General features: G+C 35.1%; 10 protein-coding genes and 1 tRNA gene. 4 read left to right on the forward strand and 7 right to left on the reverse strand.

The annotated features are described in order from the left end of the window. Positions 1-217: 217 nt before the first annotated feature. Positions 218-293, reverse strand: a tRNA-Thr gene (locus WMO18_RS09640). Positions 294-416: 123 nt separating this feature from the next. Further along, the gene (cls, locus tag WMO18_RS09645; RefSeq protein WP_211147638.1) at positions 417-1,955 is read right to left on the reverse strand and encodes a cardiolipin synthase; all 1,539 of its coding nucleotides are present in this window, start codon (positions 1,953-1,955) and stop codon (positions 417-419) included. Positions 1,956-2,102: 147 nt separating this feature from the next. Here cls and WMO18_RS09650 point away from each other — a divergent pair, with 147 nt between their 5' ends. The 4 genes from WMO18_RS09650 to WMO18_RS09665 all read left to right on the forward strand — a co-directional run bounded on the left by WMO18_RS09650 (position 2,103) and on the right by WMO18_RS09665 (position 6,070). Further along, a complete protein-coding gene (locus tag WMO18_RS09650) occupies positions 2,103-2,921 on the forward strand; it encodes a hypothetical protein (RefSeq protein WP_329980181.1) in 819 nt (272 codons plus the stop codon). 145 nt (positions 2,922-3,066) lie between these two features. Beyond that, positions 3,067-4,332 (forward strand): 3-isopropylmalate dehydratase large subunit, encoded by a 1,266-nt coding sequence (gene leuC, locus WMO18_RS09655; RefSeq protein WP_211147636.1) that lies wholly within the window; start codon positions 3,067-3,069, stop codon positions 4,330-4,332. A gap of 18 nt (positions 4,333-4,350) precedes the next feature. Next, positions 4,351-4,836: a 3-isopropylmalate dehydratase small subunit gene (leuD, locus tag WMO18_RS09660; protein WP_022505161.1), complete on the forward strand. Its 486-nt coding sequence runs from the start codon at positions 4,351-4,353 to the stop codon at positions 4,834-4,836. Positions 4,837-4,870: 34 nt separating this feature from the next. Next, positions 4,871-6,070, forward strand: coding sequence for a hypothetical protein (locus tag WMO18_RS09665; RefSeq protein WP_211147635.1), 1,200 nt, complete (start codon positions 4,871-4,873; stop codon positions 6,068-6,070). Between the two features lie 102 nt (positions 6,071-6,172). Here WMO18_RS09665 and WMO18_RS09670 read toward each other — a convergent pair whose 3' ends face one another. The 5 genes from WMO18_RS09670 to WMO18_RS09690 all read right to left on the reverse strand — a co-directional run. Then, positions 6,173-6,625, reverse strand: a complete 453-nt coding sequence (locus WMO18_RS09670; RefSeq protein ID WP_211147634.1) for a C-GCAxxG-C-C family protein — start codon at positions 6,623-6,625, stop codon at positions 6,173-6,175. Continuing rightward, positions 6,618-7,859, reverse strand: coding sequence for an SseB family protein (locus tag WMO18_RS09675; RefSeq protein WP_367286567.1), 1,242 nt, complete (start codon positions 7,857-7,859; stop codon positions 6,618-6,620). Before WMO18_RS09675 ends, WMO18_RS09670 begins: the two co-directional genes overlap by 8 nt. An 85-nt stretch (positions 7,860-7,944) precedes the next feature. Next, positions 7,945-8,589, reverse strand: a complete 645-nt coding sequence (locus WMO18_RS09680) for a Pr6Pr family membrane protein (RefSeq protein ID WP_211147632.1) — start codon at positions 8,587-8,589, stop codon at positions 7,945-7,947. Positions 8,590-8,648: 59 nt separating this feature from the next. Next, positions 8,649-9,215, reverse strand: coding sequence for a hypothetical protein (locus tag WMO18_RS09685; RefSeq protein WP_211147631.1), 567 nt, complete (start codon positions 9,213-9,215; stop codon positions 8,649-8,651). Positions 9,216-9,457: 242 nt separating this feature from the next. Beyond that, positions 9,458-10,522: tyrosine-type recombinase/integrase (locus WMO18_RS09690; protein WP_367286568.1), on the reverse strand; the 1,065-nt coding region annotated here is incomplete at its 5' end.

Below are 10,522 nucleotides of genomic sequence, written 5' to 3' on the forward strand. Positions count from 1 at the left end.
TCATTCTTCCAATTTACGAGCGACAGCTCCCTTTACACAAGGGAGCCTTATTTGCTAAAATTTGTTACTACCTACTTACCCCTACAAAACCTAATTTGTAGTGGGAAATTTCCTCTACACACAAACAAAATTAAAATATCAAAATCACATTATCAAATATTTTTTGCAAAACAAAACCCACTAGTCAACCGAAAGTGGCTTACTAATGGGCTTTTTATGGAGCTGATAATCGGGCTTGAACCGATGACCTCTTCCTTACCATGGAAGTGCTCTACCTACTGAGCTATATCAGCAAATATAAAATTTACATAACAAAAATAATATAACATTAATACAAGAAAAAATCAAGTGTTATTTGATACTTTTATAAAATTTATAAGGTAGTCGGTTATACAAAATAACCAACTACCTTAATTTTACATTAATGGTGAGAATAATCGCAAAACTGCATAATAAATTCTACGGAAGAAACCTACATTCAAGTTTTCTTCTAAAACAATTTGATTGCCGTATTGTTGAGTATCTAGGAAATCCTCTTTAACTTGGCTTATTATTGAGGATTTATAGAACAAACAACCGTTTTCAAAGTGCAAGTAAAGACTTCTAAAGTCAAAGTTTACTGTGCCTACTGTTGCAATTTCATCATCCACTACAACATTTTTGCAATGTACAAAACCTTTTGAATATTCGTAAATTTTGACACCATTGCGAATAAGTGCAGGATAATATGACCTTGTAGCTTGGAAAACTGTCTTTTTGTCCGGTATACCCGGTGTTATGATTCTTACATCAACACCTCTTTTGGCTGCTAAGGTTAATGCTCTTGTCATTTCAGCACTGATTATTAGATACGGTGTTGTAATGTAAATGTACCTTTGAGCCTTGTTGATTATGGATAAATACACATTTTCGGAAGTTGGTTCATCATCAAGTGGTGTGTCACCATAAGGACAAATATAACCGTCACCTTGTGGCATAACAGAAATTTCATCAATATATCTGTCAGGAAAATAAGGGGAAAAGTCCCATTCTGTTCGCCTTAGTGCATTCCATGTGGATAAGAACATTTCTGTTAAATTCCACACAGCGTCACCTTTCAGCATAATACCGTCATCTTTCCAATGACCGAATCGTTCTATTCTGTTAATGTATTCATCAGCTAAATTAATACCACCGGTAAAGCCTGTATGACCGTCAATAACCATAATTTTTCTGTGGTCACGATTGTTAGCTACTGATGAAAGTACAGGTCTAAAGGGATTGAACTTAATGCACTTAATACCGTAACTTTCTAAAGTTTTTGGGTAGTTGTTTGGCAAAAGTGAAATACATCCAACATCATCATAAATCAGTCTAACATCTAAACCACGAGATGCCTTATCCTTTAGAATATCAAGAATACTGTTCCACATATATCCATCGGCAATAATGAAATATTCTAAGAAAATATAGTGCTTTGCATTTCGTAATTCTTCCAGCATAACAGGAAAATTATATTCACCAAGTGGATAGTAACAAACATCACTTTTCTTATATACAGGATAACCCATCCTATCTATGTAACCGAAAATATTTTTCATACATAGGTCTTGCTTTTCAATTTCATAAAGAGTAACACTGCAATCAGGTTTAAACTTCTGAGAATGACTTTCACTTTTATCCATTCTTTTTCGCAAAAATCTACCGGGTCTTTTGCCACCTGCAACAAAATATACCATACCACCAAAGGTAGGCAAAGCAACCATAGGAATAATCCAAGCCATTTTGTAGGCAGTATTTTTGTTGGAATTAATAATAGAAACAATCTGGGAAATTGTGATTAAAATAAAAAATACTCTTACAATTCTAAAAGCAAGTTGGAACTCAAACATTAAAAATAGCAGAAAGACTACTTGAATAAAAATGATAAATCCGATTATGAAAACTCTTGAGAAAATTTTGTTTAGAAATTTCATAAGAACTCCTTAATATCTAATGTTAATCAGTATTATAACAAATAGTGGTTAACTAATCAACAGTAAATAAGCAGAATAAAACCACTGTTTATTGACTATTTTTGTGACTTCACTTATAATGAAAGTAAATTAACTATAAGGGAGTTTATGATGAATCTATCTACAGCAACATCTGTAACCGGTGGTATTCTTCTTGGTATTATCCTACTGGTTATCGGTATTATAATTTGGTTTGTATTTTTAATGCTTAAAAAAAGAAAGAAATCTATTGCACCTAAACACGGTGGTAAGTCCGGTTATGTAGTAGGTGGTATTGGTTTGGCAATTACTGTTGTGTCTTTGATTGCAATGTTAGTTACCGGTACAACAAGTGGTGTGGGTACTATCCTTTCAACTATGAAAAGTGACAGTAAGGCTATTTGTGACGGCAAAATGTATGTGAAAACCGATTTTACTTATAACGGAAACAATGATTATAAGCTATCAAAAGCTGAGGGTGTAATCTCTGGTGCAAGTGATTTGAATACCTTGAAAGGTTATAGCGAATATAAAATTTTAGTATCATTAAATACTAACATTTCCGGTGTTATCTTTGTTGAAGAAGATAGCGAAAGAAGTTTTGAAGAAAAATATACTGATTATGACAACTTTAAGTGTGGTGTAGTATTTGACACTAAGGATAAGAAAATGTCAACTAATGAGTCGGATATAAGCACAAGTCTTTTTGAAAAAGTAATTTCAATGGATAACTACAAGGAAGTTGATAAGGACAAAATCAGCTATGTGGATAAAATTGATACAAAACAAAATTGTACTTTTTGGGGTACAAGTGATGATGAACTGGTAACAAGTCAGGTTAAACTATTCCCTAAGGATAAGAACAAAAAGTATATTAGAGTTGTTGACAGTAAGTACTATGAACTTGATGACAGTTTAACAAAAACTGTTGATAGATACTTTAAGTAATAATTGCTATTAGAAAGAGGCTTTTCATAGCCTCTTTTTTGTTGTATAAATATTATTGCTATGTTAAAGACTTGAATTAAATGGCAATAAGTGATACAATTATAATGTTATTTTATACACTATGAAAACAGAAAGGAAGATTGTAATGGGTATGACAATGACACAGAAAATCTTAGCAGCACATGCAGGACTTTCTGAGGTTAAAGCAGGACAGCTAATCGAGGCAAATTTGGACCTTGTACTTGGTAACGATGTTACTTGTCCGGTTGCTATCAATGTTTTTGAAGAAAATGGTGCAGACTCTGTTTTTGATAACACAAAAATTGCAATGATTATGGACCACTTTACTCCTAACAAGGATATTAAAGCAGCAGAACAGGTAAAGATTTCTCGTCAGTTTGCTGACAAGTATGATATTAAGAATTATAGAGATGTAGGTCAGATGGGTATTGAACATGCCCTACTTCCTGAAATCGGTTTAGTAGGTCCCGGTTCACTATGTATCGGTGCTGACTCTCACACATGTACATATGGTGCTTTAGGTGCTTTCTCAACAGGTGTTGGTTCAACAGATATGTGTGCCGGTATGATTTCCGGTAAGGCTTGGTTTAAAGTTCCATCAGCTATTAAGTTTGAACTTGTTGGTGAACCTCAGGGTTATGTTAGTGGTAAGGATGTTATCCTACACATTATCGGTATGATTGGTGTTGACGGTGCATTATACAAGTCAATGGAATTCTGTGGCGAAGGCATTAAGCATCTAAATATGGATGACAGACTATGTATTGCAAATATGGCTATTGAAGCCGGTGCAAAGAACGGTATCTTCCCTGTTGATGATATTACAAGAGAATACTGTGACGGTAGATTCCAGGGTACTCCTGTAGAATATACTGCTGACGAAGATGCTGAATATGACGAAACATATGTTATTGACCTAGCAACACTTCGTCCAACAGTAGCATTCCCTCACCTACCTGAGAACACAAAGACTGTTGATGAAATCGGTGAAACAGAAGTTAAGATTGACCAGTGTGTTATCGGTTCTTGTACAAATGGTAGACTTAGCGACCTAAGAGCTGCTGCTAATGTACTAAAGGGCAAGAAGATTGCTAAGGGTGTAAGATGTATCATCTTCCCGGGTACTCAGCAGATTTGGAAAGATGCTATGCATGAAGGTCTATTCGATATATTTATTGATGCAGGTGCAGTTGTTTCAACTCCAACTTGTGGCCCTTGTTTAGGTGGTCATATGGGTATTTTGGCTGCCGGTGAAAAGGCTATTTCAACAACAAACAGAAACTTTGTTGGTCGTATGGGTCATGTTGACAGTGAGGTTTACCTTGCTTCTCCTGCAGTAGCTGCAGCATCAGCTGTTAAGGGCTACATTACAGATCCGGAAAAACTTTAATTAGGAGGTTTTATTACTATGAACGCACATGGTACAGTACATAAGTTTGGGGATAATGTAGATACTGATGTTATTATTCCTGCTAGATATTTAAACACTTCTTCTCATAGTGAACTTGCTGCTCACTGTATGGAAGATATTGATAAAGACTTTGTTAAGAATGTAAAGCAAGGTGACATTATGGTTGCCGAAAAGAACTTTGGTTGTGGTTCTTCAAGAGAACATGCTCCAATTGCTATTAAGGCTTCAGGTGTCAGTTGTGTTATTGCATCAACATTTGCAAGAATTTTCTATCGTAATTCTATTAACATCGGTCTTCCAATTCTTGAATGTGAAGAAGCTGCTAAGGATATTAAGGATGGAGATACTGTTTCTGTAAACTTTGACACAGGTGTTATCACTAACGATACAACAGGCAAAACATATCAGGCAGAACCATTCCCTGAATTTATTCAGAATATTATTGCTAAGGGTGGACTTATTAACTCTATTCTTAACAAATAATATATAAAAAGAAAAAAAGAACTGAGGGCAAGAAATGAAGAGAACAATCAGCGTAATTATTTGTGGACTTGTAGTTTTATCTTCACTGTTATTTGCAACAGGTTGTGGCAAAAATGCTTATGATATTGATTTATCTAAGTATGTTCAGTTTGATGGATTTAGTGGTACAGCAACATTAAATTCAAAGGCTGACTATCAAAAGTGCAAAGATGAAAGAGATGAAATTGCAGAAAAAAGAAGTGATATTAGCGATAAAAGTGACAGTAAGTACAAGGAATATTCAGAGAAAATTGCTGAACTTACTGAAACAAAAAATGCTCTAAACAATATCACATTTTCACTGGTTAAAGGTAATGACGGTAAAATCAAAAATGGCGATACTATCACAGTAAAGGCTAAGTATGATGAAGATAAGTTAAAGAACTTTGGTGTAAACATAAAGTCAGATGAATTTTCTTTCAAAGTAAGTGGCCTTGAAGAAAAGAAAATTATTGACCCATTTGATAAGGAACATTTTGAACTAAAAGTCAGTGGCTTAGACGGTGACGGTAGAGTTGAAAATGGCAAGAGTAACGCAAAGATTTACTATCTATTTAACCCATCATACAACCTAAAGAATGGTGACAAGGTTACTGTTGAAGCTACTATGTACGACAATGATGCAGTACTAAAGGATAGCGAAGACAAAGACGGCACTACTGCTAAAAAGGAAATTACAATTTCCGGTTTAGGCACAGTTCCTAAAACACTTGATGGTGTAGATACTTCTGATATTGATGAAATTCTATTTAATAAAGTTAAGAATGATACAGATATTGAAGAAGGTGACACACTAAAGGGTTATGACCTAAATATTAGTGAAAATGATTATATGTTTGCTAAACTTAAAGTTACAAAGTTAGGTGACTATAAGAAGGTAAACGGTATCTATGGTTACAAGGAATATAATGGTGAAAGTGATTGTAGATATGGTGTTGTTTACTCCAGACAGATAACTGCAAAGGTTATTGATACCGGCTATTCTAAGAAAATTAAGAAAGGCTCAACAAAAACATTTACAGTTTATCTAGGTGCTTATGTTAGTGGTGGTTATCTAATGGTTACTGATGATAATAAATTGGCTAAGGCTACTTCTTATTCAATGTATGTATCAACAACCAGTGGAAGTACATATAAGCAAGTTAAAAAGAATATGACTTACGATTCAGAATATAAATATACTGAAGTAAAGTAAAAAATTAACCGATTAGCCCACTAGGGTTAATCGGTTTTTACTTTCTGAAGAAAAAGACTGTTGCATTTTGTACAACAGTCTTTCTTAATACTAAAATTAATTTTATTTATATGGGTGAGAATTTAAATATTCTTCCAAAATGTTACCGGCAATTTTACAAAGTTCGGAACAAGGTCTTTTCTTGTAATATTCATCAGTTCTTTTTTCCGGAACAATACCGTCCTTCTTTACAAGTCCTAAAAGTTCCTTACAAATAATAGAACCGTTAATTTCTTTGTATTTGTCGGCAACTTCATTGATTCTTTGGTACAGTTCTTTCTTAGTCTGAAAGTCCTTTGGGTCGCTATAACCATATAGAATACTTAGCACATATACCATACCGCTGACACAACCACAAACTTCTCTCATTCTGCCCATTCCACCACCAAAGCCTGAAACGGACATTGCCACAACATCACTTGGAATGTTTAGCTCATCGGCAAATGCCATAGCTACTGATTGGGAGCAGTTGTAACCTTCTTTAAACAAGGACTCAGCCTTTTCACCTTTAGTCATTTAAAGCCTCCAGCTGTTTCTCAAATTCAGCAAGTTTCTGCTGAGCTTTCTTTAACTTTTCTTGACCTTCTTCTGAAGTGTCATCCTTGTGCTTTTCAATAACACCTTTCTGAGTTTCAATAAAGTGTTCAAGAACTTTCTTTCTTAAATCAGAAGTTTCTTCATCTTTATATCTGTTTGAAGGTGCTTCTTCTTCTACTTCTTCATTGTCATCATAATCAACTTCTTCACCGTTTCTCTCAACAAGAACATTAGGGTTGTTATGAAGTTCAATATTCTTAGTTGCAACGCCCATAACATCTCTGTTAATAACGAGGTTGATGCCAACAGGGTTAATTGCAATTGCAAATAGATTATCTGTCTTGAAGATACGGTAAACCTCTACAAATGGAAGTTCAATACAAACTTTCTTGTCGTCATCAAGGGATGCATAGTCCTTCATAAGTGGTGTGTTTACAAAGTAATCATATTCCTTGTGGTCTGTTAGTACAGGTAAAATCTTCTGACCTTCAACATTTGTATTTAGGAAAGGATACTTAACCTGCATTTGGTCACCGTCTCTGCTTTGTACGATAGCAGGTACAAGTAGTGTAGCTTTCTGTAGTGCTAAAGTTAGAGGGCTGTTTTCCTGTACTGCAATGTTTTTGTCTTCCTTACGGAACTTTGCAACATGCTGTAGGAAGATTAGTGACTCTATGTAAAGGTCAGGGTTGATAGTTGTTTCACTTTTTTCAGCTTTAAAGATAGTATCTCTTGGGATAACTAGTGGTCTTAGTCTACCATCAGTAAACTGAATGTTCTGGAAACCAAGTCTTTGCATATCTTCAACAAGTGCAATAAAGTCATCACCGGTAATTTCACGAATTTCAACATCAAAATTCTGTTCAGCAAGGTTGCTGATTAGGTAATCGGCACCGCTTGTATCAACAAGTACAATAGCATCCTTGTCGTGTGCATAGAAGTGGCTTGTGCCATGTGAAACTACAATCCACATTTTATCCAGATTTAGAATTTTCTCTAAAGTAAGCATACGGAAATGGATAACATATTCTGTAAACATCTTAAGGTCATCTTCATTGTTGATTTCCTTTGCTTTAGGGATGCAATGTTCTTCCAGATAATCTATAAAGCAGATGTTTTCAGCAACAGTTGCATTTTGCATTGCTTCTCTGCCATGGTCATGGTCTTCAAAAAAAGCCTTGATTAGCTCTTGTATTCTTTCGTTACTTATCATTTTATCAATTCCTTTATAGTTGATATGTAAATTATACCATAGGTATTTATTTTTGTAAATGAAAATAGTAAGTTTTTACTAAAAATCAGTTGGATTTGTTCTTTCCTTTTATAACTTTGTCAATCATATATAGGATATAACCAAGTGCAATAAAGATAGCAAGTAATACTCCTACCCAACCTAGGAAGCCACTCCAACCTAGCTTTCCTAGGTCTAAGAAAAAGTATGGGTAAATTACAACACCTTTTGCCGGATGTGTAATCAGTGAACTTCTGATAACAATATATGCAACATAAATAAGTGGCATAATTACTGATAATATAGGGTCAACTACCTTTAGTGTGTTTCTCTTGCAGAACAGTAACCAGTCAAGAAAATACATAATAGGCAGTACACAGTGAAGTAGTGTACAAGAAATATCTGTAAAGTATGTATATGGTGTGTGTTCATTTGATAGTAGAATGTTGTACACAAAGAAAGTTACCAAAATCATTATTAAACAGTAAAACCTAAATCGTGGCAATACTGTATCTTTGCCTTTTGCTGAAAAGATTAAGGATATAAACATAACTATTATACAAATATAGTTAGATAAATTTGTGTAAAATACATACCAGTTAATGTTGTATTCCCTATTAAACCAACCTAGGCTTGAGAGGATTCCCACCACACCTAAAGTTACAAAAATTGTGCGAAAAATTACTGCACTTACATTTACATTTTTTCTCATACTTTCCTCCATAGATAGCAAAAGGCTGTCAACGACAGCCTTAAGTAGTTTGTTTGTAATCAGAAAGAATCTTCTTCTGCAATTTCATTTTCAGCATCAGTTGATGGCTGATTGTGGCTGATTGCTTGATTTATCATTTTCTTTCTGTTTTCTGCTCTTACTTCTTCAGCAGTTTTTTCGTGAGTATCTTCACGCTTGATTTCTTTAACAATTACTTTTACAGGAGTTTTCATTTCCTTGTACTCGTTTTCATTGGAACAAGCAACAGTTAGAGAGTCCAGTTCTTCACTGGTGATTTCTTCTTTATTTTCAGGTGACTGATCGGTAATACCATCAGCTATTTCAATATAGCGTCTATGAGCTCTTTCAAGTCTTTCACTGCTTGTTTCAATAACTTGACAGATTAGGTGGTGTTCCTTCTTGTCCTCTTCTGTCATATTTTCATAAAAAGCCTTACCCAGTGTAGTAAAGGCCTGTTCCATAGTTTTGTTTTCTTTCTTCATTATACTGCGAAGACGGTTAAGCTGAGCTTTTTGATGACTTTTTTCTACAACATCTTGTGCTACATCAACAATTGCATTTTTTGCTGAGCATAAACCATCAGTAATTGTTTCTAAAATAGTCATAATAAACCTCCTAGTTTATTTGATAAGTACAATGTACTATAACACTATTAAAACAGATTTTTCCTTTAAAAACTTACTAAATTTCTGATTATCTTTTCATAAGTTGGTAAATGCCGATATATCCCGTATTTTAGGGCTTTATCGGTATTTTCTTTTCGGAAGATACCTTGCATAAGCTGGCATTTACCAGCATGAAAATGCAACCAAAAGTAGTAAATGAGTAGTAAATATAAGCTCCGATATTAACAAGCCAGTCTTTCCAGTTCTGCTTTTGCAGATTGAAATGTACCGTGTGCGTAATAGCCAAGTGTCATGGTTATGTTAGCGTGTCCCATGAGGTATTGCAGAGTGTTTGGGTTCATTCCTCTGTTTGCCATATTCGTACAATAAGTATGTCTGAATGAATGTGGCGTGATGTTCGGTAACTTGTCCGTGTGATACTTGTTATACTTCTTAATCAGTCCTCGCACCATGCCCTCATAGTTTCCTGCAACTTTAGGCAAGCCCTCACGATTTAGGAATAGGAAATTGCTGTAACCACCTACAATCAGCGGTTGTGCCTTTCCTCTGTTCTTTAGTATTCTTTGGATTGCTTGATAAGCCCGTTCTGTCAATGGAAGTTCCCGTTTTCCGTTTTTGGTCTTTGGCGTTTCAATATAGTAACCCATTTCGCTATCTTTCAATAACTGGTGGTCTATATTGAGTACTCTGTTCTGCATATCAATATGCGTCGTCAGTCCGCAAAATTCAGAAATACGAAGTCCCGTTTCCAGCAGAAGCACAACCTCATCATAATACTTACTATAAATTTTGTCCTTTTCCATAAAGGCAAGCAGGCGTTCTTCCTGCTCTGGTGTAAGGATAACTTTCTGTTCGGTATCATCTTCCAGAACATCACTTAGCTTAAATTCAAATGGGTTCTTTCTGATACAGTCGTCTTGTATCGCCATGTAAAATGACGCTTTCAAGGAACGCTTATAGTTATCAATCGTTTTATAGGCATATCCTTTTTCACTCATTCTAATAGCCCATTCTTTAGCGTCCGACTGCTTAACCGTATCAATCGCCCTCATACCCAATGGGTCATTTTTCAGAGCGTTCATAAGATACTGTCGTCCTTTTTCAGTAGCCCTTTTGATGTTCTTTCTTTGGCTGTTCTTCTTGTCGTAGAGCTGGCAGACTGTCATTTTACCGCCGACTGTGTCGATACCGTCGTTAAGGTCTTTTTTTATCTGTGCTTCTTTTTCCCTCAACGATATATCATCACGCTTTCCAGCAGGTGTCTTGTCTGTCGGTACAAGTTTCCA

The organism is Ruminococcoides intestinihominis (genome assembly GCF_040096285.1).
In the GTDB taxonomy this organism is placed as follows: domain Bacteria; phylum Bacillota; class Clostridia; order Oscillospirales; family Acutalibacteraceae; genus Ruminococcoides; species Ruminococcoides intestinihominis.

What these genes read in the sequence shown, in the direction of transcription:
- WMO18_RS09680 (WP_211147632.1), bottom strand. Translation starts at nt 8,589, where the DNA reads ATGAGAAAAAATGTAAATGTAAGTGCAGTAATTTTTCGCACAATTTTT.
- WMO18_RS09665 (WP_211147635.1), top strand. Translation starts at nt 4,871, where the DNA reads ATGAAGAGAACAATCAGCGTAATTATTTGTGGACTTGTAGTTTTATCT.
- WMO18_RS09650 (WP_329980181.1), top strand. Translation starts at nt 2,103, where the DNA reads ATGATGAATCTATCTACAGCAACATCTGTAACCGGTGGTATTCTTCTT.
- leuC (WP_211147636.1), top strand. Translation starts at nt 3,067, where the DNA reads ATGGGTATGACAATGACACAGAAAATCTTAGCAGCACATGCAGGACTT.
- WMO18_RS09670 (WP_211147634.1), bottom strand. Translation starts at nt 6,625, where the DNA reads ATGACTAAAGGTGAAAAGGCTGAGTCCTTGTTTAAAGAAGGTTACAAC.
- leuD (WP_022505161.1), top strand. Translation starts at nt 4,351, where the DNA reads ATGAACGCACATGGTACAGTACATAAGTTTGGGGATAATGTAGATACT.
- WMO18_RS09675 (WP_367286567.1), bottom strand. Translation starts at nt 7,859, where the DNA reads ATGATAAGTAACGAAAGAATACAAGAGCTAATCAAGGCTTTTTTTGAA.
- cls (WP_211147638.1), bottom strand. Translation starts at nt 1,955, where the DNA reads ATGAAATTTCTAAACAAAATTTTCTCAAGAGTTTTCATAATCGGATTT.
- WMO18_RS09685 (WP_211147631.1), bottom strand. Translation starts at nt 9,215, where the DNA reads ATGACTATTTTAGAAACAATTACTGATGGTTTATGCTCAGCAAAAAAT.